This is a genomic window from Bacillus sp. F56 (genome assembly GCF_001748205.1).
GTDB lineage: Bacteria > Bacillota > Bacilli > Bacillales > Bacillaceae > Bacillus > Bacillus stercoris.
The window spans coordinates 362,259-384,330 of record NZ_BDFC01000005.1 but is presented as its reverse complement, the minus strand read 5'-3'; the positions used below and the strand labels follow the sequence as shown (position 1 = coordinate 384,330).

The 22,072-nt window shown below is 38.8% G+C and carries 26 protein-coding genes, 1 tRNA gene and 1 pseudogene; 14 read left to right on the top strand and 14 right to left on the bottom strand.

Going from position 1 to position 22,072, the window contains the following annotated elements; all coding sequences use genetic code 11:
* Nucleotides 1-90: 90 nt before the first annotated feature.
* Both BFW96_RS06590 and BFW96_RS06585 read right to left on the bottom strand, forming a co-directional pair.
* Nucleotides 91-636 carry a GNAT family N-acetyltransferase gene (locus tag BFW96_RS06590; protein ID WP_069838986.1) on the bottom strand — a complete coding sequence of 182 codons (546 nt, stop codon included), beginning with the start codon at nucleotides 634-636 and terminating at the stop codon, nucleotides 91-93.
* Nucleotides 637-705: 69 nt separating this feature from the next.
* Complete coding sequence (locus tag BFW96_RS06585) at nucleotides 706-1,896, bottom strand: DUF819 family protein (RefSeq protein WP_069838985.1); 1,191 nt, start codon at nucleotides 1,894-1,896, stop codon at nucleotides 706-708.
* A gap of 172 nt (nucleotides 1,897-2,068) precedes the next feature.
* On the opposite strand from BFW96_RS06585, the gene BFW96_RS06580 reads away from it, so the two are divergent.
* A tRNA-Val gene (locus tag BFW96_RS06580) sits at nucleotides 2,069-2,141 on the top strand.
* 154 nt (nucleotides 2,142-2,295) lie between these two features.
* Here BFW96_RS06580 and BFW96_RS06575 read toward each other — a convergent pair.
* Nucleotides 2,296-2,595, bottom strand: a complete 300-nt coding sequence (locus BFW96_RS06575; protein ID WP_069838984.1) for a contact-dependent growth inhibition system immunity protein — start codon at nucleotides 2,593-2,595, stop codon at nucleotides 2,296-2,298.
* Between the two features lie 4 nt (nucleotides 2,596-2,599).
* The gene (locus tag BFW96_RS06570; protein WP_069838983.1) at nucleotides 2,600-4,459 is read right to left on the bottom strand and encodes a ribonuclease YeeF family protein; all 1,860 of its coding nucleotides are present in this window, start codon (nucleotides 4,457-4,459) and stop codon (nucleotides 2,600-2,602) included.
* Nucleotides 4,460-4,547: 88 nt separating this feature from the next.
* Between BFW96_RS06570 and BFW96_RS22015 the strand changes: the two genes are divergently transcribed.
* Complete coding sequence (locus BFW96_RS22015; protein ID WP_139123525.1) at nucleotides 4,548-4,772, top strand: peptidoglycan-binding domain-containing protein; 225 nt, start codon at nucleotides 4,548-4,550, stop codon at nucleotides 4,770-4,772.
* 32 nt (nucleotides 4,773-4,804) lie between these two features.
* Here BFW96_RS22015 and BFW96_RS06560 read toward each other — a convergent pair whose 3' ends face one another.
* A complete protein-coding gene (locus BFW96_RS06560; RefSeq protein ID WP_069838982.1) occupies nucleotides 4,805-5,182 on the bottom strand; it encodes a DUF3139 domain-containing protein in 378 nt (125 codons plus the stop codon).
* 21 nt (nucleotides 5,183-5,203) lie between these two features.
* Nucleotides 5,204-6,073: a C40 family peptidase gene (locus BFW96_RS06555; RefSeq protein ID WP_069838981.1), complete on the bottom strand. Its 870-nt coding sequence runs from the start codon at nucleotides 6,071-6,073 to the stop codon at nucleotides 5,204-5,206.
* Nucleotides 6,074-6,306: 233 nt separating this feature from the next.
* Here BFW96_RS06555 and BFW96_RS21685 point away from each other — a divergent pair, with 233 nt between their 5' ends.
* The 5 genes from BFW96_RS21685 (at nucleotide 6,307) to BFW96_RS06535 (ending at nucleotide 8,675) form a co-directional block, all read left to right on the top strand.
* Nucleotides 6,307-6,450: a hypothetical protein gene (locus BFW96_RS21685; protein ID WP_015715414.1), complete on the top strand. Its 144-nt coding sequence runs from the start codon at nucleotides 6,307-6,309 to the stop codon at nucleotides 6,448-6,450.
* Nucleotides 6,451-6,697: 247 nt separating this feature from the next.
* A complete protein-coding gene (locus tag BFW96_RS06550) occupies nucleotides 6,698-6,928 on the top strand; it encodes a helix-turn-helix domain-containing protein (RefSeq protein ID WP_069838980.1) in 231 nt (76 codons plus the stop codon).
* Nucleotides 6,929-7,322: 394 nt separating this feature from the next.
* Nucleotides 7,323-7,943, top strand: a complete 621-nt coding sequence (locus BFW96_RS06545; protein WP_139123524.1) for a hypothetical protein — start codon at nucleotides 7,323-7,325, stop codon at nucleotides 7,941-7,943.
* A gap of 16 nt (nucleotides 7,944-7,959) precedes the next feature.
* Nucleotides 7,960-8,244, top strand: a complete 285-nt coding sequence (locus BFW96_RS06540; protein ID WP_069838978.1) for a hypothetical protein — start codon at nucleotides 7,960-7,962, stop codon at nucleotides 8,242-8,244.
* Between the two features lie 2 nt (nucleotides 8,245-8,246).
* On the top strand, nucleotides 8,247-8,675 hold the full coding sequence (locus BFW96_RS06535; RefSeq protein ID WP_069838977.1) for a protein-export chaperone SecB: 429 nt from the start codon (nucleotides 8,247-8,249) through the stop codon (nucleotides 8,673-8,675).
* Nucleotides 8,676-8,705: 30 nt separating this feature from the next.
* Here BFW96_RS06535 and BFW96_RS06530 read toward each other — a convergent pair whose 3' ends face one another.
* Nucleotides 8,706-8,894 (bottom strand): hypothetical protein, encoded by a 189-nt coding sequence (locus tag BFW96_RS06530; RefSeq protein WP_069838976.1) that lies wholly within the window; start codon nucleotides 8,892-8,894, stop codon nucleotides 8,706-8,708.
* A 488-nt stretch (nucleotides 8,895-9,382) separates the two neighbouring features.
* On the opposite strand from BFW96_RS06530, the gene BFW96_RS06525 reads away from it, so the two are divergent.
* Nucleotides 9,383-9,703, top strand: a complete 321-nt coding sequence (locus tag BFW96_RS06525) for a putative quinol monooxygenase (RefSeq protein WP_083252816.1) — start codon at nucleotides 9,383-9,385, stop codon at nucleotides 9,701-9,703.
* A 238-nt stretch (nucleotides 9,704-9,941) separates the two neighbouring features.
* On the top strand, nucleotides 9,942-10,697 hold the full coding sequence (locus tag BFW96_RS06520; RefSeq protein WP_069838975.1) for an SDR family oxidoreductase: 756 nt from the start codon (nucleotides 9,942-9,944) through the stop codon (nucleotides 10,695-10,697).
* Nucleotides 10,698-10,856: 159 nt separating this feature from the next.
* Here the strand turns inward: BFW96_RS06520 and BFW96_RS06515 are convergent, their stop codons facing one another.
* Nucleotides 10,857-11,204 (bottom strand): BLB8/JUQZ-1 family protein, encoded by a 348-nt coding sequence (locus BFW96_RS06515; RefSeq protein WP_003232839.1) that lies wholly within the window; start codon nucleotides 11,202-11,204, stop codon nucleotides 10,857-10,859.
* 562 nt (nucleotides 11,205-11,766) lie between these two features.
* Between BFW96_RS06515 and manR the strand changes: the two genes are divergently transcribed.
* From manR to BFW96_RS06495, 4 genes are all read left to right on the top strand, one after another.
* The gene (gene manR / locus BFW96_RS06510; RefSeq protein ID WP_069838974.1) at nucleotides 11,767-13,713 is read left to right on the top strand and encodes a mannose transport/utilization transcriptional regulator ManR; all 1,947 of its coding nucleotides are present in this window, start codon (nucleotides 11,767-11,769) and stop codon (nucleotides 13,711-13,713) included.
* Between the two features lie 149 nt (nucleotides 13,714-13,862).
* Nucleotides 13,863-15,821, top strand: coding sequence for a PTS mannose transporter subunit IIABC (gene manP, locus BFW96_RS06505; protein ID WP_069838973.1), 1,959 nt, complete (start codon nucleotides 13,863-13,865; stop codon nucleotides 15,819-15,821).
* 15 nt (nucleotides 15,822-15,836) lie between these two features.
* Nucleotides 15,837-16,784, top strand: coding sequence for a mannose-6-phosphate isomerase, class I (gene manA / locus BFW96_RS06500; protein WP_069838972.1), 948 nt, complete (start codon nucleotides 15,837-15,839; stop codon nucleotides 16,782-16,784).
* Nucleotides 16,785-16,953: 169 nt separating this feature from the next.
* A complete protein-coding gene (locus BFW96_RS06495) occupies nucleotides 16,954-17,436 on the top strand; it encodes a YjdF family protein (RefSeq protein ID WP_083252815.1) in 483 nt (160 codons plus the stop codon).
* Between the two features lie 43 nt (nucleotides 17,437-17,479).
* On the opposite strand, the gene BFW96_RS06490 is transcribed toward BFW96_RS06495, so the two are convergent.
* Nucleotides 17,480-17,986 (bottom strand): GNAT family N-acetyltransferase, encoded by a 507-nt coding sequence (locus BFW96_RS06490; RefSeq protein WP_040083416.1) that lies wholly within the window; start codon nucleotides 17,984-17,986, stop codon nucleotides 17,480-17,482.
* A 209-nt stretch (nucleotides 17,987-18,195) separates the two neighbouring features.
* Nucleotides 18,196-18,591 carry a hypothetical protein gene (locus tag BFW96_RS06485; RefSeq protein ID WP_069838970.1) on the bottom strand — a complete coding sequence of 132 codons (396 nt, stop codon included), beginning with the start codon at nucleotides 18,589-18,591 and terminating at the stop codon, nucleotides 18,196-18,198.
* Nucleotides 18,592-18,820: 229 nt separating this feature from the next.
* Between BFW96_RS06485 and ybaK the strand changes: the two genes are divergently transcribed.
* Nucleotides 18,821-19,300, top strand: a complete 480-nt coding sequence (ybaK, locus tag BFW96_RS06480) for a Cys-tRNA(Pro) deacylase (protein ID WP_069838969.1) — start codon at nucleotides 18,821-18,823, stop codon at nucleotides 19,298-19,300.
* Between the two features lie 41 nt (nucleotides 19,301-19,341).
* Here the strand turns inward: ybaK and BFW96_RS06475 are convergent, their stop codons facing one another.
* From BFW96_RS06475 to cotT, 4 genes and pseudogenes are all read right to left on the bottom strand, one after another.
* Nucleotides 19,342-19,536, bottom strand: a complete 195-nt coding sequence (locus BFW96_RS06475; protein WP_003232825.1) for a DUF4177 domain-containing protein — start codon at nucleotides 19,534-19,536, stop codon at nucleotides 19,342-19,344.
* Between the two features lie 56 nt (nucleotides 19,537-19,592).
* Nucleotides 19,593-19,925, bottom strand: coding sequence for a YjdJ family protein (locus tag BFW96_RS06470; RefSeq protein WP_014663588.1), 333 nt, complete (start codon nucleotides 19,923-19,925; stop codon nucleotides 19,593-19,595).
* Nucleotides 19,926-20,647: 722 nt separating this feature from the next.
* Nucleotides 20,648-21,650, bottom strand: a pseudogene (gene cyoE, locus BFW96_RS06460) (heme o synthase).
* 109 nt (nucleotides 21,651-21,759) lie between these two features.
* The gene (gene cotT / locus BFW96_RS06455; RefSeq protein ID WP_069149406.1) at nucleotides 21,760-21,996 is read right to left on the bottom strand and encodes a spore coat protein CotT; all 237 of its coding nucleotides are present in this window, start codon (nucleotides 21,994-21,996) and stop codon (nucleotides 21,760-21,762) included.
* Nucleotides 21,997-22,072 lie beyond the last annotated feature (76 nt).

Below are 22,072 nucleotides of genomic sequence, written 5' to 3'. Positions count from 1 at the left end.
GTTATAATTCGTGAGCACTAACGCGCAGGACTGACAACGAATGCGAGGGTTCGTCGACACGCTGAGAAGCCGGGGATGGCCCGGCTTCTTTTATTGTTCATCATCAGGATTCAAAACCGCGAGGACTTGATGATCCTCCCAAACGCCATTAATTTTTACGTTTTTTCGGGCGATGCCTTCTTTATGAAATCCCGCTTTTTCTAAAACACGCATGGACCCGAGATTACGGGGCATCACACCGGCTTCAATCCGATGAAGTCTCAATTCGCGGAACGCATAATCAACAACCAATCTGACTGCCTCTGTCATAATGCCCTTTCCATTATGGGCTTTGTCTAAAAAATACCCAATGAACGCAGTTTGTAGTGCGCCACGGATGATTTGAAAGAGCGAAACCGTCCCGATTAATCTATCGTCTGACGCTGTAAAGATGCCAAAATGATATTCTTCATCTTTCTCAAGTCTTTCCTGATACTCGGTTATTCGTTTTCTTTGCCCCTCAACCGTATAGTAATCGTCTGCGCGTATCATAGAAAACTGTTCGAAAAAATCCCGATTTTCGCTTTGCAGCCGTAAATTTTCTTCGGCATCCGTTACTTCTAAAGGTCTAACATAAATGGTTTTTCCTTTTAACATACAGTGATCTCTCCGTTCCCATGTCAGCATTCCTCTTACATTATTCTCAGGGAAATGCAAATATCCTTTTTATAAGAAGGAAGAAAACCAATTTCCCATAAAAGTGCCGACATAGTTGCCGATTAAGTAGTCGAGCGTACCGACAAGCATGATCGGAGCGACAAGCTCCCGCCATCCCTTGGCAATTGCCATCGCAGCAGCAGTCGTCGGTCCGCCGACAGCAGCGTTGACGGCGAGCAGAATTTCTTCAAGCCTAACGCGGAACAATTTTCCGACAGCTAAGGAAACCGCTAAATTGCTGATCGCAATGATAAACACAAATAATAGAATAAGAGGCGCATTGGTAACGATTAAGCGCAGATCTGCAGGAATGCCAATCACCACAAAAAACAAATAAATCAAAAAGGTTCCAAGTTCCTGAGATCCATTGAGTCTTTCAAAAAAACGCGGGAAAAGAAAAATGATAAGAACAGTTAAAGACGTAAGCATTAGATACTGATCGCCAAGCGTACCGGTCAGCAGGGGATGAGAAAAAATGCTTTTAAAATAACCGGAAACCTTCATACTTACCGCAACAAGCGCGAAAGCAGCACCGGCATTAAATGCGATATCCTTTAAGGAAATATCCTTCCGTTTCCAATAGCTTTCAGCACTGTTTCCGCTGTTTCCATCGGCTTTCACTTTCTCCTCAAACGGCATGGCATAATGCCGCTGAAACCATTTGAGTGCAGGAATGCTGATTAAAATAAAAAACAAAAGCGCCATCATAAAATTATCAGCCACAACGGTAGCTGACACATATTCACCAGGCGTCTCAAATTTTGCCGCCATCGCCGCAAAGTTGACCCCGCCGCCGATATAAGAGGCGCTGATCATCCCGCCGATTTTATCGAGATAAGGAATATGCTGTTTGAGAAGAAAAAAAGCTAGAATGCTCCCAAGGACAGTGCCAGCGGAGCTAATCAGAAAAATAAACAGCAAACGCCTGCTTTCCTTAAAAATTTGCCGAACATTGATCTGAAACAATAAAAGTGGTATCGCCAGCGGCACTACATAAGACCATACGGTATCATATACAGGCGACTCAACAGGAAGCACTCCTACATTCGTAAACATCATAGCACCTGCAAGCGCGATAATAGCACCCGACACAGCGGACGCCCACTTAAAGCGCTGCTCCAGCCCGATGCTCACTGCCGCCCACACCGCAATAAACCCCCACAATACCCAAACATCATCGGAAGAAATCAAAGAATGCAAAACCCCATCACCTCTATTATTTGAAAATTAAGACATATTATAATAGCCGGGGAACGGAACAGCAAGTCCGAAAAAAGTTTTTCTAAAAAAGCAGTTGACGAATAAAAGGGAAGGTTATATAATAGAACTTGTCAGAAAGACAACAACATACCCAGCAACACATACATATCATGATTCCGTAGCTCAGCTGGGAGAGCGCTACCTTGACAGGGTAGAGGTCGCTGGTTCGAGCCCAGTCGGAATCATAGCTTAAACCCTTGCGTAGCAAGGGTTTTTTTGTATTTAGTTATATTTGTTAGCTTTGTGTCTGCATGAGGACGAATTGAGAACGAAAATTTTTTTAGGCAGATTAAGAAGTGAATTTAAAATCAGCCCTGTTTCTATGCTAGGTTTAATGGATTATAAAATTTCAATATTCTTTTCGATTTTTTGAATAACTTGTTCGAGCCATATGATTGGAGATACGCCGTAACTAAGAATGTCCACTCCGTCAGCAGCTTCATCGATAAAATCATTCTTTTCTTCATCCGAATAATCACTGTTAATAAAATCTTTTAATGCTGCTATATCAGTCTCTTGCTCTTCTTTTGGAATCTCTTCTAAGTATTCGTCCAGTGCTGATTCTGGAGTTTCTATATCTTGATGAAAAATACCTCCTAGAAATTGAAATACAGGTTCGGAAATGTTTGTATCTATCATGGTATCACCTCGTTGGGTAGCCAGTTAATATAAAGCTACCATCTTTGTTCTTTTTCAATATAATTTTAGCATTAGTTAAATCAGTAATTGTATCTTCTCCCTTTGGTATTCCTCTTCCTAAAACTTCATTCCCTTTATAAGAGAGTACTAAAGGCTTTTTTACATCACTATTTAACCATTTTTCTATTTTCACTTTATTATTAGTGAGAGCACTATTAGCAACTCTTTCTGCAGTTGCTCTATCTTTAAATGATGATGAACCGGATATCTTCTTGTTACTCATTTTGCTCTTATCAAGTCTTTGAATTAGTTCTTCGTCGGTCTTCCCAACGTGTCTTTCAATAAGGTGCCCGCCTTTTGTTTCATGAGCAGCTAATCCGCCGCCAGGTGCGAGAGGGGTACTATCACCTTGTTTGACATTACCTATACCTATGTTGTTAGAAGTTTCAGATTTTCTGAGAACACTCTCTTTTTTATCTTCCGCAATGCTTTTTAGCAGCGGAGTATTTTTCACGTTAATGGTTTCCTCAGCATCTTGAAGGATTCCTTCTAATGCAGGAGTATACCGGTTAACAGGAGATTTGACAAACTGTTTTACAGACTTTCCACCTTTCTTAATTGTATCACTAGCTGTTTTCCCAACTTTAGCAAGATCTTTCGAGCCTGTTGAGACAGAGGACTTTCCACCTTTCAACAACAGAAGACTTCCGCCCAAATAAGTAACATAGTGCAGCCGTGTGTATGCATCCCCGTGAATCATTTTTGTATCCCAATTATCCTTCAATGTGTCAACCATACTTTGAAAGGCAGCTTGATAGTCGTATTCCAGAACTGTATCCAGCACTTTTTGAGGATCCTTGTTTAAGTTATCAATTGTCCAACCGATATTCCATCCGAATTGAATAGCTCCTTCACCGGTATCCTTGGCAGGATCGTAGACACCAACAATCGCACCTTTAGCGCCATCACCTATGATTCGCAATACTTCTTTTCCGTTATCCATGAAAGCTTTACGCTGCTCAAGAAATGAAACAAATTCAAGCTGCTCAGGGGTAAGATTCTCATAGCCGACCTTCTTGGCAATTTCTAAGTATTCATTCGGATCAGTCACTCCGTCAGCTAGCTTCTTCTTCAATTCTTTGATTTCTCGTTCTTTCGCTTCATCTTTCTTGATCTTCAAATAAGCTTCAGTCTGTTTCTCGATATCGCCTTTTTTCTTATGTATGTCACTTTCACGGTACGCCTTGGCGTTGTAGTGAATGGGCGTAGCGTTTTTGCCTTTTCCTGTGGATTCCTCAAGCTTTTGGAAGTCCTTCTTGATGAATTGCTCGTTTGGCTCTGACTGGGCATATTCAGTAACAAGTGCTTCGTCCACGTTGCCTAGTTTATCGACTGTTTTTTTGCGTTTGTCCTCCGCATCGGCAAGTTCGTCTTTGAAGTTTTCTGTCGAAAACAAATCAAGCGGAAGAATATCATCGATATCATATAAGATATCTTTCATCGCTTTCTTTTGTTCAGACATAATGGCTTTTGATTTTGTGTAAGCGTTAGCCAGCTCGTGTTCTAAGAAGGATTCTTCTATATATGCATCAGATAAGTTGGCCTCTTCTAAAGCGCCCGAAATGCTTGTCAAAAAAGCAATTTTCATATCAATTAGATCAATCCAATTGTCAGCCACACCTGCATGATCTTGATAAAATGCTTTAATGTTGTCGGCGCCTTTGCCGGAAAACTCACTGTCATCTAAATCAGCTACAGCTTTAAAAGCCTTTTTTAGATTGACCATCTGACTTCTTAATTCCTTGTATTCCTTTGCGCGTCTATCTGCTTCTGAAAGCAGTGATTTGGCTTCAAATACTTTCATGATCATATCCTTTCGTTTGAAAAACTCTAACTAGATTTTACCATATGGGAATGAAGAAAAAGACAGCGATGTAATTCAAAAGTGGGAAATGAATCATTTGATCTGTGTCAATTTACCTATTCAGATTATTTGTTTGGAAACTGATGACACAGTCAGACGGTTCCAGTTGATGAATGAACTAAATCCTGATGGCATTTATGGACCGAAAACCGCCGATGCCATCAGACGATTCCAACTGATGCATGGGCTTTCTGCAGATGGTATCTACGGATCGAAAACAAAAGGAAAGCTCGAAGCGCTGTTGAGAAAGTAAAAAAGCCCTCATTTGAGGGCTTTTCCTAAATATTATTGATTTAATACCTTATCAGAAGGTTGGTACTTCAATTTCTTAATCAATTTATCTTGCATGGATATTTCATTTCCTTCAACCACACCTGAGAACGTTACTTTTTTACTCGAAGGATCATAGTGAAAAATGTAATAATTATTTTTATTATTTTCATTCTTTACATAAATAGTTTTAGTAAAACCTTTAGGTGCGCTTAATGAATTAAACATAGGGTATTCTTCAGATTTAATTTTACTTTTTGGAATTCCGTAATCGGCGATGTATTGATCAATTTTCTCTTCGGCTTCACTCCTGTTATGAAAATGAATAATTGAAAAAATACCGCCAATAATGATGAGCAAAATTAAAATGATAAAAATTATTTTTTTATTCATTTTAATTCCCCTCCTTTTCAATTAATAAGTATGCACTTTAGATGGTCTATAATCATGCCAAAAGTAGTCAAGTAAAGTGAATGGCAAAACGTATCCACTTGCGCCGTTCAGGACCTTTGCAGAACCGGAGCCAAACCAATAAGCATCATATACTAATTTAGAGCAATAACTAGGTGAGAATTTGTAGAGTCGGCGCGTAAGGCCATAAGCAATATGTATATTCTTTTTTGCACTCCCTGTACTTGAATAATAGTGTTTATCCGCATATTTTGCAACCTTTGATGCTATACTACTATTTTTTAACCGATAAACTTTAATCCAACCATTACTATATTTAGACAACCATTGTGAAACAGTAAGCTGTCTGTTATTATCCTTTTTGTTTCCGTATCCTGGCATATCTAAAATATGATTAGCTCCATTTGCAATTGCACAATGTCCTACAATTCCGGCTGAAGAAGTGGAGTTAGTGATCAATATATCTCCAGGTTTAATCTTAAAACTAGATAGTTGTGTAACTTTAATCTTTGAAGTAGATGTTGATAGCATTGAACCGTTTGATTTTGTAGAACCTATAGTATAGCTTGTAAACTTTGTATCATCATCTTTTGGTGGTTGTCCATAATGGTTTAATTTAATCCATTCTGCGTAGCCAAGTGTTGGTTCTAAAACATTTTCTTTTATACCTGCATCATAAATCATCTTGAATTCAACATTTTGCTTAAGCCAATCATTATAACTTAATTCTTGTTGTTTAATAACTCCTTCTTTGACTGCCTGATTATAAATTGCATTATAATCAATTTGTTCTTCTGCTTTAGTGTGCATTGGTATTATAGCAGAGCAAATAGATACGAGCATTAAAATTAGAATAATACTGCTCTTTTTCATTCTTATTACCTCAATTCTTGTTATTTCTATTACTTTTGACCCTTATATTCTGAAGATCTAAAGCAACAGAAACAACAATACCATAATATTGCTGGTAATTACCTTAAATTTCCCTTAACAAACTAAATTAATCACAAATATAATTTTTTTAATTAAGAAGGATTTATCCCCGATACCTATTTACAATGGTAAATAGGTATCGTATAATTAAAGTATAGAAAGGAGGTGCTGAAGTGGACGAGGTGAGAAACTGGATTCTTGCTATCGCTGGTATCGTGACCATCATTAAACACATCTACGACATATGGCAAAAGGAAAGCGAAAAGCATAGCAAGAAAAAGAAAAAGCGCTCCCGCCGGACAAGCAAGAAGCGCTGATACTAGTGAGACAAGGGGAGAAATCCCCTTGCTCATACATTATATCACGTCCACGATAGTATGAAAAAATATTTTAAGCAGTACAGCACAGGTGACTTTGCCGTTTTGCTCATTTTGGTTGCCGGGATCGTTGCAATTGATCTGACTGATGAGGGTATGTCTGGAAAGATTGCGCATACTGTATTGATGATAGCCGTTGTTATTACCTTGTTAAAAGGATTCATTATGATGTGGAGAGAAAGCCGACATGAAAGAAAGCGAAAAAATTAAGTTTATCCAGGAAGAAGTTTTGACGGCAGCGGAAGCGGGTGAGCTGCTTGGAATCACTCGGCAGCGATTAAGCACCCTTGTGACTTCAGGAAAGCTCAAACCGGTTAAAAAGGTTGGAACAGTTGCATTGTTTTTGCTGGGACATGTACAAGCCCTTAAAATAGAATTAGAAGCCGGCCGGAAGAAGTACCGGCCGTATGATGAATGAAACCCTTCTGTAAATTCAGAAGGGATTTTCATGTAATAATTTGTAATACGAATGCCACCTATAAAAAAAGATTATGATCTAAATTGTTAATACTATATATTGATTGGATGACCGAAAATCAAGTGTTTTATCTATATATAGTATTTTGTTCTGTTTTAGAGAGAAAACGAAACACTATATATAGATGATTACCTGGTCAGAAAAATCAAGATGTAGATTATACAATAATAGTTGAAATAAATCAATCAAAAATATTGTTTTCCTCAAAAAAGTAGTCTAATATGGAATCATTAGTAAGTGACGGAAAGTACACATCAGAATATAACAAAATAAAAATACCATTTTTCCACAATTTTGTGTGCTTATAATCTAAATAATGAGGTTAATCATTTTGATGGATGAAGGAACATACAATATTGATATCGTTGGTTTTCATGGAACCAGTCTAGAATCAGCTCAAAAGATTATTACTGAACAGAACTTCACATCTGGCGATATTCGAAATGACCATTGGCTTGGGCAGGGTGCTTATTTCTTTAGGGAAGATCCAGAACAAGCTAAGATATGGGCGAAGAATAAAATAAAAGGGTCGGAAACCGCAGTTATAAAAACTATTGTTAGTTTGGATAACAATTCGTTTTTAAATTTAGATACTAGAAGCGGATTGAATTATTTTAATAGATACATTAAGACCGAAGTGAAAAGAAAAATCCTTGAAGAAAAAGCTGAAATTGAACTTACTACAGATGATCATAGTAAAATCAAACATATTTACAGATGTTTTTTTTGCAATGAATTACCAACAAACATTAAAGCAATTCAAAGAACCTTTTTTGTTCAATCTACATTAAATGAAGATGAGACCTTCAAAAAAATGGATGTGTTTGTTCAGGGAGTTCAGGTTTGTATCAGGGATTTAAGTGTTATTGATTTTACGAAAACGGGTATAAACAATGTAATCAATATGCATACTTTTAGAAGAAGAAAAAAAACAAAACAAAAAAGAAAACTATAGAAAAGATGTGATGAAGATGAGACGTGAATTTAATAATCCAGAGCTAATTAAAGATGCGGAGAATTTGGGTATAAAAATCACTTTGAATTCATCTGAACCAGGTGTTTTTGCAAATGTCAATGGAGAAAGATATCGTATTAATATTGATGATCTTTTCTCAGAGTGTGATGATGATTTGTATTATCACGAGGACTTTAAATTAGATGACTTCTCCATTACAAGAGACAGTAATCAACATAAAGTAGAAATTATAAAAGAAGAAAAGAATTTCTATAAAAACGAATTAGTAGAGGCAGCCTAAATATGAAATCATTTTTTCAGTTTGACGATTACAATATTATTGATGTTAATTACAAATTTAATAATAACTTTGAAGGTGATGAAGCAGTCCTTTCCCCGATTTTTGATTTCGAGTTAGAGTTCGAAGATGAAACGAAAGATGAAGCAGATTTAATTCTAGGCATTGAACTAGGGGATAAGGATTTAGTGTCAAATTCATTTTATTTAAATTGTAAAGTCCAAGGGCATTTTATTTTCAATAACGATGAATTCCCAGAGGAAGAGAAGGTAAAGTTCTTTAAAGTTAATGGGGTTTCAATTTTGTTTCCCTACTTAAGATCCCTTGTTTCAGATTTAACCAGTAAAGGTAGTGAACAGCCTGTAATTCTTCCTACTATGAATGTCGCCCAAATGATAAAAGATCAAGAAGAAAAACACAATAAATATAAATAAAAAAGCCCTACAACAAGTGAGCTTTTTTATTTATATTATCCACTTTTTTTGTTGCTTATCCCACTTCAATTCACCTTCCATCAAAAGGCTTTTCACAGCTGTGCGAATATCCTCTTTACTATTTCCTGTTTTCCTTTTCAAATCGTCCAGAGTTGGATTCTTTCCATACAGATGCATATTCACTATGAACTGATATACTTTCCGTTCAAAATCAGTCATTTGCTCATCTTCTACAAGGATGATATTCGAACGTATGTTTCTTTGGCGATAGTTGGATTTGGGGACAGATGGGGACGAATTGGGGACCAACTTGTTCATTTTTAGTCAAAACAGAAGATTTTTTATCAGAAATACTTGTCAGAAAACCCTATAAAATAAGGTTTCGAAATAAAACATCCGTTCGTGTCAGAACATAATCACTACCTTGACAGGGGAAAGGTCACTGGTTCGAGCCCAGTCGGAATCATAGGTTAAACCCTTGCATAGCAAGGGTTTTTATTTTTTTGTATTAAGAGTTTTTTGTTTATCTACATCGGGCCGAAGTTGTGAAGGTTTCTGGATCGTATGGTTGCGAATATGCCCATTCGGAACCCAACCAAGTCTTTGGCGCCATAAATTGTATCATCAATCTTATCATTAACACCGTCCATAAAATCAATTGCTGTCTTAATGTCGCAGTTGTTTTCATTTTTCAAGAAAATGTTATAATGAAAAGCCATGAAATGATGGGAAGAGGGGGAATTTCGATGCATTACATAACGGCATGTTTAAAAATCATCAGTGATAAAGACCTTAATGAGATAATGAAGGAATTCAAAAAACTTGAGGAAGAAACGAACAAAGAAGAGGGTTGTATTACATTTCATGCTTATCCGCTTGAGCCATCAGAACGTAAAATAATGCTTTGGGAGATTTGGGAAAACGAAGAAGCTGTGAAAACCCATTTTACGAAAAAACACACAATAGACGTTCAAAAACAAGAATTAACGGAAGTAGAATGGTTAATGAAAAACAATGTGAATGATTGAAAGGCTTTTTAAAAAGAGACATTCAATGACATAGAATCAGCCACTTGTGATTAAGTAGTGAATTGTTGTCCAACTCTTATTTTTTTCTATTTAATATTTTTTGGAGACGAAAATGTTTTTTTTGAGCTGATTTTGAAATGTATTCAAAGTCAGCTTTGCTAGATTTAATGGATTATATCTTTGGATAACTTGTTACCATAATAATGGAGATACTCCGTATAAATTGGAGGTTAAAATAATGAGTCATTCTCAAGAAAAAATTGCACTAATTACAGGAGCAAGCAGTCAAGGAGATATTGGTACGGCTATATGTCGTAAGTTAGCCTCACAGGGTATACATATCTTCTTTACTCACTGGAATTCTAATGCGGCCTGGATAGAAGAATTTCAACAAGAAATTTTACATATGGGTGTCCGTTGTGAGGCAATGAAAATTGATTTATCAGATGCACATGCTGCATTCACAATACATGAAAAAATTACAGATAAATTAGGATATCCTTCCATCCTTATTAATAATGCAGCTCATTCCGCAAGTGATAATTATGTATCGTTAGATGCTAAATCACTTGATGATCATTATGCGGTTAATATGAGATCAAATTTTCTTCTTTGTGTTGAATTCGCCCGTCGGTTTAAAAAATCTAATTTAATATCAGGAAGAATCATCAATATGACATCAGGGCAGGATTTAGGCCCTTTGCCTGGGGAGTTAGCGTATGCAGCTACAAAAGGAGCTATTTCTGCCTTTACTAGGTCGTTATCACAAGAACTTGCACCATTGGGCATCACTGTTAACGCTGTAAACCCAGGGCCAACAGATTCTACATGGATGACAGATGAAATAAGAAATTTTCTTTCACCTAAATTTCCAATGGGGCGTATTGGCACACCAGATGATGCGGCACGAATTATTGCTTTTCTTGCAAGTGATGAGGCTGAATGGATAACTGGACAAATTATTCATTCAGAAGGTGGATTTATTCGGGGCTAAGCTAATGAAACACAATATAAACCAATGTATGATGTATTCCAAAAAATAAATCTAAACTTGAAGCGCAATTGAAATAAAATAAGGTCCCTTCTCTTTTTAGAGGGGGACCTTATTTTATTCATGCATGTTTTGCATTCAGAAAATCTGGCGGTTAAGAGATTAATAAACCGTTACATATACTTTTCCGAATACTGCAGTACCTTTAAACAAAGTAATCGTGGCTTTCCCTTTTGATTTAGCCGTCACTAAACCATTTTGATCGACTTCAGCAACTTTTTGGTTATCAGTCCAATAACGAGTAGCTGAATTATTTTTAACAGAATAGGTTTCTCCAACTTTTAGAGGTAAATTATAGTCTTGAATCTTGATAACATGTGTAGGTGAAATAGAAATGTTCTTTACTTCAGTAGGTGTGGAGTTTATTTCATGAGCTGAAGCTACCCCGCTGACCGACAGAGCTAACGCAGAAATCGATAAAGCAGAAACAACAGTTTTTTTGAAATTCATTTTGAAACACTCCTTTAAAGTTTTTTGTCTTGCACTATAACAATTCAATAAAAGTAATTATTTTCCTTGTAAATAAATGTTAATAATATGTGAACGATCAACTGATTTGAGCTAAGACTATTGTGTGCCCTGCACAGAGTTTGTATTTATGATTGAAAATTGCTGAGAGAGAATGGCCATCTTTAAAATCTTATAAAACACATTTGGTGGGGTTATTAGTTTGTTGAGCGTGTGGGAATTTTGTTACCTGCACTTTATCCCCAAAGATACCAAATCACTTTTCTTCATCATGTTCTTACTTTCGTACTCATACATTAGAAAATCTTCGTTCTAAATAGGTGAAGAATTGGAGTATTTTTATGAATTTCTGCTGAATAACGATAAAAAATACATTACATAACAAACTCAAAGAATATAAAAATCGCTTTTTTCCGGAAGCTTCGGTAAAAAACAAAACTTTTGTCTCTATGATTTTATTTTATAATGTAAACGGTTTCTTATATAGTATACTTATACTATGAATTTGCTCAAGTGGATACTGACAGGAAGGATAGAAAAACAGATGGAATACATAAATTCAAGACAAAAAGAGATTTTGTATCTGTTGTTATCTGAACCTGATGACTATTTAGTTGTGCAAGATTTCGCAGATAGGGTACAGTGTTCTGAAAAAACGATCCGGAATGATTTGAAAGTGATCGAGGATTATCTCAATGAGCATTCTCATGCACAGCTTATTCGAAAACCAGGGTTGGGCGTTTATTTACATATAGAAGAACAGGAAAGGACCTGGCTAAGCCAACAATTACATACTGAACATTTTTCTTCTAGGCAGCGGACCGATGAAGAAAGAATGCTGCAAATTGCTTATGATTTATTAATGAATCCGAAGCCTGTTTCCGCAAAAGAAATTGCCGCTCGGCATTTTGTCAATCGATCTGCCATTAAAAAGAATTTATACGCAGTAGAAGAGTGGCTGAAGCGTTTTGATCTCACGCTCGTTTCTAGGCAGCGGCTTGGATTAAAGGTTGAAGGGAACGAAAGAAATAAAAGAAAGGCATTGGCAAGAATATCTGATTTGATTCACAATACAGAGTTTACGAGCCAATTTATTAAAAGTAAGTTTTTACATTATGAAGTAGACTTTGTGACGAGAGAAATCAAATCATTACAAAAAAAGCATTCTCTCTATTTCACAGATGAAACGTTTGAGAGTTTGCTGCTGCATACATTATTAATGGTACGCCGGATCAAAATGAAGCAGCCGATCTCGTTGTCCCCGAAAGAAATGGCGGCAGTAAAAAAGAAGAAAGAATATCAATGGACATTTGCTTGTTTACAACGGCTTGAACCGGTTTTTGCAATCCGTTTTCCAGAAGAAGAAGCCGTGTATTTAACATTACATATATTGGGCGGTAAAGTTCGTTATCCATTACAGAAAGAAGAAAACTTTGAAAATGCTGTGCTTCCTAAGGTTGTAGAGCATTTAATCAATCGTGTTTCAGAGCTGAAAATGATGGATTTTCACAAAGACGTTGATTTGATCAATGGTTTGAACATTCATCTCAATACAGTGTTACAGCGGCTGAGCTACGATCTTTCAGTATCGAATCCTATGCTGAATGATATTAAAAAGATGTATCCTTATTTGTTTCATCTTATCATTGACGTTTTGGAAGACATCAATCAAACATTTGATCTTCATATTCCTGAGGAAGAGGCAGCATATTTGACACTGCATTTTCAAGCAGCCATCGAACGGATGCAGTGCAGCAGCGAGGCACATAAAAAGGCGATCGTCGTCTGCCACATGGGAATTGGGATGTCCCAATTGCTGCGGACGAAAATTGAACGGAAATATCACCAAATCGCTGTAATGGCTTGTATTGCAAAGGCCGATTTAAAGGATTATATCAAAAAGCATGAGGATATCGATCTTGTCATATCCACCATTGCGCTGGAGAATATAACGGCCCCCCATATTGTTGTGTCTCCGCTGTTAGAGCCTGGCGAAGAGAAGAAATTAAGTGCATTTATACGTCAGCTGGGCAAACCACACCGCCAAAAACAAAAAACGTTTCAGATGCTGAACAATACGACTCCTTTTTTGGTTTTTTTGCAGCAGGAGGCGGAGCATCGCTACAAGTTAATTGAACAGTTGGCGATAGCTTTGTTTGAGAAAGGCTATGTTGAAAAGGACTATGCGGTTCATGCGGTGATGAGGGAAAAAATGTCGGCGACAAATATTGGATCAGGCATTGCCATTCCTCATGCGAACGCTAAATTTATTAAACAATCAGCAATCGCGATTGCCACATTAAAGGAGCCGCTTGAATGGGGAAATGAAAAAGTTTCGCTTGTCTTTATGCTGGCTGTCAAACACGAGGATCAAACCATGACAAAGCAGCTGTTTAGCGAGCTTTCATATCTTAGCGAGCAGCCGGCCTTTGTCCAAAAGCTGACGAAAGAAACCAATGTCATGTCATTTTTATCTCATTTGGATTATTAAAAAGCAGGGATTATTCCTTGCTTTTTTTTGTTATAGGGAAAAGTGCCTTTATTTCCGGAACCTATGGTAAAAAAAGCGATTTTTAAGTGCTGATTTCGGTATACAGTTGAGACAAGATCTTATTATTCACACTTTAAAGGAGGTTTCCTATGAAACTGTTAGCGATTACTTCTTGTCCGAACGGAATCGCCCATACGTATATGGCAGCGGAAAATCTGCAAAAAGCTGCTGACAGAATGGGCGTCAGCATCAAAGTTGAGACCCAGGGGGGAATTGGTGTCGAAAATAAGCTAACCGAAGAGGAAATTCGCGAAGCGGACGCAATCATTATTGCTGCAGACCGCTCGGTAAACAAAGACCGGTTTATAGGCAAAAAACTGCTGTCTGTCGGGGTACAGGACGGCATCCGCAAACCGGAAGAATTGATTCAAACCGCTCTTAACGGGGATATACCGGTCTATCGTTCCGCTGCAAAATCGGAATCTGGCAATCACCAGGAGAAGAAGCAAAATCCTATTTACCGTCATTTAATGAACGGCGTTTCATTTATGGTTCCTTTCATTGTCGTCGGCGGATTATTGATAGCGGTTGCATTAACGCTTGGAGGGGAGAAAACACCTAAAGGCTTAGTTATTCCGGATGACTCCTTCTGGAAAACGATTGAACAGATCGGCAGTGCTTCATTTTCATTTATGATTCCGATTTTAGCCGGCTATATCGCCTATAGCATCGCTGATAAACCGGGTCTTGTGCCAGGGATGATCGGCGGATATATTGCGGCGACTGGCAGTTTTTATGACAGCGCAAGCGGCGCCGGATTCCTTGGGGGAATCATTGCCGGATTTTTGGCTGGATATGCTGCACTATGGATAAAAAAAGTAAAGGTGCCAAAAGCCATCCAACCGATTATGCCGATTATTATTATTCCGGTATTTGCATCTCTGATTGTAGGTTTAGCGTTTGTATTTTTGATCGGTGCGCCTGTAGCTCAAATTTTCGCCTCATTAACGGTTTGGCTGGCGGGAATGAAAGGCTCGAGCTCGATCCTTCTGGCATTGATTTTAGGTGCGATGATCTCATTTGATATGGGCGGTCCCGTAAATAAGGTCGCATTTCTGTTTGGATCGGCAATGATTGGAGAAGGAAATTATGAAATTATGGGACCAATTGCTGTCGCCATTTGTATCCCGCCGATTGGCCTTGGCATTGCGACGTTTTTAGGAAAAAGAAAATTCGAGACATCCCAAAGAGAAATGGGGAAAGCGGCATTTACGATGGGGCTCTTCGGCATTACTGAAGGAGCGATTCCATTTGCGGCGCAGGACCCTCTGCGCGTCATTCCAAGTATTATGGCAGGCTCAATGACAGGTTCTGTGATAGCCATGATTGGCAATGTGGGGGACAGAGTGGCACACGGCGGACCTATTGTTGCAGTGCTTGGCGCAGTTGATCATGTCTTGATGTTTTTTATTGCTGTGATTGCTGGTTCCCTTGTCACCGCTCTGTTCGTCAATGTCCTAAAAAAAGATATTACGGCATCTCCTGTGCTCAGTGAAACTGTACCGTCCTCTGCGCCAAGTGAAGCTGCGGCAGCAAACGAAATAAAGCAGCCAATTCAAGTCGAAAGCCCAAAAGCTGAGGTGGCGGAGATAAAAAAACTGACAGACATTATCAGCCCGGAATTAATTGAACCAAATTTATCGGGTGAAACCAGGGATGACATCATTGAGGAAATGATTCAAAAATTGTCCCGCAGAGGTGCGCTGCTTTCAGAGAGCGGGTTTAAACAATCCATTTTGAAGCGTGAACAACAGGGAACAACGGCGATTGGCATGAATATCGCGATTCCGCACGGAAAGTCTGAGGCGGTCAGGGAGCCAAGCGTTGCCTTTGGGATCAAAAGATCAGGCGTTGACTGGAACAGTCTGGATGGATCAGAAGCTAAATTAATCTTTATGATTGCTGTACCAAAAGAAAGCGGAGGGAACCAGCATCTGAAAATATTGCAGATGCTATCTCGAAAGCTAATGGATGACAATTATAGGAAGCGGCTGCTCTCCGTGCAAACAACAGAAGAGGCATACAAACTGCTGGAAGAAATCGAATAAAGCGGGGGGATTTTCATGACGATTGAACCGTTATTTTTCAAGCCTGTTTTCAAAGAAAGAATTTGGGGCGGAACCGCTTTAGCTGATTTTGGCTATACCATTCCGTCACAACGAACAGGGGAGTGCTGGGCTTTTGCCGCGCATCAAAACGGTCAAAGCGTTGTTCAAAACGGAATGTATAAGGGGCTCACGCTCAGCGAATTATGGGAACATCACAGACATTTATTTGGACAGCTTGAAGGGGATCGTTTTCCTCTGCTTACAAAAATATTAGATGCTGACCAAGACTTATCTGTTCAGGTGCATCCCAATGATGAATTTGCCAAAATACATGAAAACGGTGAGCTTGGAAAAACTGAATGCTGGTACATTATTGATTGCGAAAAAGATGCAGAGATTATTTACGGCCACAATGCAAAAACAAAGGAAGAACTAATTGCCATGATAGAGCGTGGAGAATGGGATGAGCTCTTGCGCCGAGTAAAGGTAAAGCCGGGGGATTTTTTCTATGTGCCAAGCGGCACTGTTCATGCGATTGGAAAAGGGATTCTGGCTTTAGAGACGCAGCAGAATTCAGACACAACTTACAGATTATATGATTATGACCGAAAAGATGAAGAAGGCAAGCTGCGCGAGCTTCATCTGAAAAAGAGCATCGAAGTGATAGAGGTCCCGTCTATTCCAGAGCGGCAAACGGTTCATCATGAACAAATTGAGGACTTGCTTACAACGACATTGATTGAATGCGCTTACTTTTCGGTGGGGAAATGGAAGTTATCAGGATCAGCAAGCTTAAAGCAGCAAAAAACATTCCTTCTTATCAGTGTGATTGAAGGGGAGGGCCGTATGATCTCTGGTGAATATATCTATCCTTTCAAAAAAGGAGATCATATGTTGCTGCCTCATGGTTTTGGAGAATTTAAACTCGAAGGGTATGCCGAATGTATCGTCTCCCATTTGTAACATGGCAGGGCTTGAGAAATACATTTGCGAGTGAAGACGCCTATTCTCCAGCGATGATCTAAATCAAATAAGAGTTTAATAGTCGGAGAAGAAATGCTACACTATTTTCTGTATAAGGTAAAGAATGAAAAAACACGATTCGGTTGGTAGTCCGGATGCATGATTGATCATGTCAGTAACCTTCCCCTCCTCGGGATGTCCATCATTCTTTCGTATCTTTTATGAGGAGGGAATCGTTATGAAATTAACGGTTTACTATGATGGTCAGTTTTGGGTAGGCGTTGTTGAAACTGTGAACAATGGAAAGCTAAGAGCCTTTCGTCATCTTTTTGGCAAAGAGCCGAAGGATTCTGAAGTGCTGGCATTTGTTCATAACCAACTCTTGAATATGATGGCCCAAACAGAGCAGGAAGGAGTTCGTTTACAAGGCAGACGTCAGAAAAAGATCAATCCAAAAAGATTGCAGCGTCAGGTTTCAAAAGAAGTGAAAAATGGCGGAGTAACTTCAAAAGCTCAAGAGGCAATAAAACTAGAGCTTGATGCAAGAAAGCAAAAGAAAAAACAAATAACGAAAGAGCAACGAGAACATGTAAAAGAGCAGAGGTATATGCTCAAAAAGCAAAAAGCGAAAAAGAAGCACAGAGGTAAATAATCCAACAAAAGCAGGCACTGAGCCTGCTTTTGTAATTACGCCTCTACTTTGTAACATATATCCAATGCATATAATCCGCTGATTTATGATCCAATGTGAACCCTAGCTTCTCCAAAGTTTTTTGTGATCCTAGATTATCATGTTCACATCTTGCGGTAATCCGGTTCACTGCTTCTTGGCTTAATGCCCAGTTTATTAGTTCTTGGCAGGCTTCCACACAATAACCTTTGCGGCGATGACTTTTATTTGTCGCAAAACCGATTTCAATTACGCCATTCTCGTCTGGGTCACCTAAAAATCCAGTTCCTCCAACAATTTCATGACTGTCCTTCTTTACAATAATCCATGAATCAAATCCGTTTGTTCCATTGTTTTTCACTAAAATCTCACGAAAATAAGGTATCGCTTCAAAAAAATCAGAATTTGGCCATTCACCATTTGTTTCATATCCTAAGTCTTTGATCGCTTGATGATCTTGTTTAGACGCGGCGTCGAGAAGGGGAATATCAATTGTTTGTAATCGTAATCGATTCGTTTCAAGGAGAACCATATATCTAATCCTCTTTTCTTTTTACTGGAAATCATAATAACATATAATAATTTTCTCTGGTACCTTGGCAGTAGAAAAAGATGAGGAACTTGAGGGGGATTGATAGGTGAGAGCTAGCCCAGTACCAAAATGGGTAGGAAAATGCTGATGTCAAAGTGTTCCTACCCGTTTTTCTGTGCTGAATGCAGGGTTTCTGATAACATGTTGTGCTACCTTTTCGCAATCAAATAAAGCGATAGGGCTCTTTGGGTTTGAACAGGATTATGAATGATAATGACCCATTGGTTTCTTCGTCTTGGAAAGCTTGCTACCGCATACAATGGAGCAGTATCCCGCGGAGTGAACCCGCCATTTACCACATTGATATCCCTTCCTTCAAGATGACAAACTAGGTATTCGCCTGGATTGATGACCTGCTGGTTCGTCCATGCATAAGAATAAAAGCCGTCGCCGAGATCCTCGGAGGAAGATGGGGGGATAATGCCGTCTACAGTCAATGTGATTTCTCTTCTTCGCTGTCTTTCTGAAAAGTCTGGACTTCTTTGAGGAGTATGAGTATGTGAAGAGTAAGGAATTAACGCAGGACCATACAAGTAATGATACAAAGCAACCACTCCTTATTTTTACATTCATACAAATTGTATGTGGTTGTCATTCGTTCATTCCTGTTTTGTTTCATGTTGATTAATAATGAGCTATAGGAATCCAGGTTAATCAATTTGTCCTTTCGTTGATTCAATGCTAGTAACCTTGAAAATGCAGGTTAGGATGATAGAATTTACATATTAACTGTAAAAAAGAAGATTACATTTATTTTGATAGCGGGTGAAAACGATGGCGAAAAAAATGGCAAAAACAAATGCGGTCCGTCTAATTGAACAGCAGAACATTTCTTATGAGTTATTAGGGTATAAAACAGACGGACAGCCGGCAGATGGCATCTCTGTTTCGGAGAAAATCGGTTATCCTTTGGAGTATGTATATAAAACATTGGTGGCAGCAGCAGGAACTAAACAATATTATGTCTTTGTTGTGCCTGTAGCAGAAGAGTTAGATGTAAAAAAGGCAGCAAAAGTGACAGGCGAAAAGAAAATAGAGATGATTGCAATGAAAGAGCTATTAGCGGTAACTGGCTATCTTCGCGGCGGCTGTTCACCCATTGGCATGAAAAAATTGTTCCCGACCTATATTGACGCATCTGCAGAAACGCTTGATTTTATCATTGTCAGTGCAGGGAAAATCGGTATGCAGATAAAGTTGGCGCCGCAAGATTTAGCCAAATCATGTGATGCCGAATTTGCAGAAATTGTATAGATTGCAGATATAGGGTAAACGAAAAAGCTTAGTCGTATCGATTAAGCTTTTTCCGCATCCCTTTCAAATATGATTTCAAAATAAGCAGCTGCCCCATACCCATCTATACTGGGCGCGAAAATCTGAACGAATCTCCAGCCTCTTTTCGCATAATCATGGATGATTTGCTGGTAGTCTTCTTTAGGCCTTCTTCTCATCGTACTCAGCTCAACTCTTACGAATTCATATTCTTTCATCATTTGATCCCTCCTATTAGGATATACGGAAGATTGAGCAAGAAGTTCCGAAAACCTCAGGGATTATTAACATGAATCTCTTGCTTATTGCATTTGACTGAGTATATAAGTAAAAAAAGAGCGGCCAGAACATATAAGAAAGAGATGATCATTAACGTACTCATGACAGGGTAGTGTTTAGCGGAGTAGATGAAAAAATCTAGCTGTGAAATTTGTTTGTGGCTGCTGACGGTATCCATTCCATTAAGCAGTTTTGAGATTTTAGCAGTATAGTTCCAATCAAATCGATCTGAAACAAGCTCGCTTCCTTGATACCAATTAACAGCGGCTAAAAACAGAAATACCATAATAGAAAATCCAAGCTGAACAACTAAAAATATTCCCTTCACTTTTGTGTGACCTCCAAATCTAAATATGGGAAAATCAAACAATATATTACCACCCTCTGGGTTATTCTTGCAATTTCTCTTTCACGCAACTCGAACGTAAGTCTATTTTTTTATTTGTGTTTGGATTATAATACCTGATGATGGAAAAAGTGTTCGGGTTTATGGATTGGAGAATCATATATTAGCGATTTTATTTATGAACTTTAGCGAAACCCGAAAGTATGCTGGGGGACGGCAGTCTTTTTGCTAATTGTTACTGAATTTTTAAATGTTCGTATTGATAGTAGGAGAAAGTACAGAAGCAGACGGTTCGGCCTTTCCTCCGCTTTGTCTATTTCAAAAGATCTGTTTAATCACTGAACGGTTTTCATCTGTTTTGCTGAACTTTGCAATGGGCTGCAAAAAAACATCAACATGCAACGATGGCGACATGTTTCATATTTGGCCTGACTGACCTGATCATTTATTTTGCTTTTAAGTCATCCTATTCAAGAAAGCGATGGTATTTCATGAACAAAGAAACTCTAAAAAACATACTCATGATTTTTTCAATATGCGCAACCCTCCGAGAAACCGATGGCATGCGTATTGCTGATAGCTGGATTTTGAGTGAAGTCGTACGGTTTTTGATTTGCATGGCAGTGTTTTTTGCTGTGACATTTCTATTAGAGGCTGTCTTTCCAAACAAAAAAGAGTCACATTAATGTGTGGCTCTTTTTGCATCATCTGATCAGAAACATCACAAATGAATCGATCATCATGATGAAGAACAGCAAACAAAAATAAATGAGCGAGTAGACAAACATATCCTTCGCCCACTTCACGTCATCGTCTGTTTTGAATCCCTTGATGCTTTTTTTGATCCATATGCCCCCAAGAACCAAGGCGGCTAAGAAATAAAATGGGCTTATATGGCCAGTGCCGAGAGAAAAAGGAAATAATAGCGTAATCGGCACCAGAAGGGCAATATATTGCATCATTTTTATTTTTGTTACATGATTGCCTTTGACAACTGGCAAAAGCGGAACGCCAGCCGCACGATATTCCTCTTTGCGTCTTATCCCAATCGCCCAGAAATGCGGGGGCTGCCACAAAAACATAATCGTGTACAACAGCACTGCTGCCATACTGAAATCTCCGGTTACGGCACAATACCCCATCAATGGCGGCGCAGCTCCAGGAAAGCTCCCGACAAATGTGCTCCACACAGACGTTCGTTTCACCCATACTGTATAGATGATCGCATAAAAAATAAAGGCGGCCAGTCCGAGAAGGGCCGTTAATGGATTGAGGGAATAAAGCATGGCTAGACCTGCGATTCCTAACACAGTGCCATATGTTAGGATCATGGCTGGCGGCATTTTCCCTGTGACCGAGGCCCTGCTGCGAGTGCGTGCCATTTTTGCATCCATATGCCGATCAAAATAGTTGTTATAGACAGTGCCGGAAGCCATCACAAACGCGGTTCCCAACATTGCTGTCACCATTGTCATCAAAAAAGCCATTCCGGTTAATTGTTTTCCTGCGCTTGCAAACGCGATCCAAAATCCGCCAAAGGCTGCTATCGAGTTTGATATGATAATGCCGGGTTTTGCAAGTTTGATAAAATCGTAAATGGTTACCCGATTCGAAGCTTTTATGTATTTCGTTTCAGATATGGCTGCCGAATCTCTTGTATTCCCCAAAAAATAGACGCCTCCCCCAAAAACCGCATGCTTTAGTTATCGTAACAAGAGGGCTATGGAATCACAATTGTTTCCTATATTTGTCATGATATTGTCATTTTTAATGAAAAAATGGGGAGCTGGACTGCCCCCATTTTAGCAAGCGACGCTTAATATCCGTAACCGCCGCCGAATCCTCCGCCATAACCTCCGCCGTAACCGTACCAAGGGTAGTAAGGCCGCGGGCGCGGGTAATAGTAAGGCGGACGCGGATAAAACGGATAGTACGGTCTTGGATAATAATAAGGCGGATAAAATGGCGGTCTCGGACGCGGATAAAAATAAGGCTGTCTCTCATCATAAGGTGTCATTTGTTCAAATAGCTGTTCATTCAAAGGATAATCCAAGAGGAAAACCTCCCTGCTTTTTTTATTCCTTTTACCATATTCTTGATGCTTAAGTTGGGTGTATGTACATTCATGA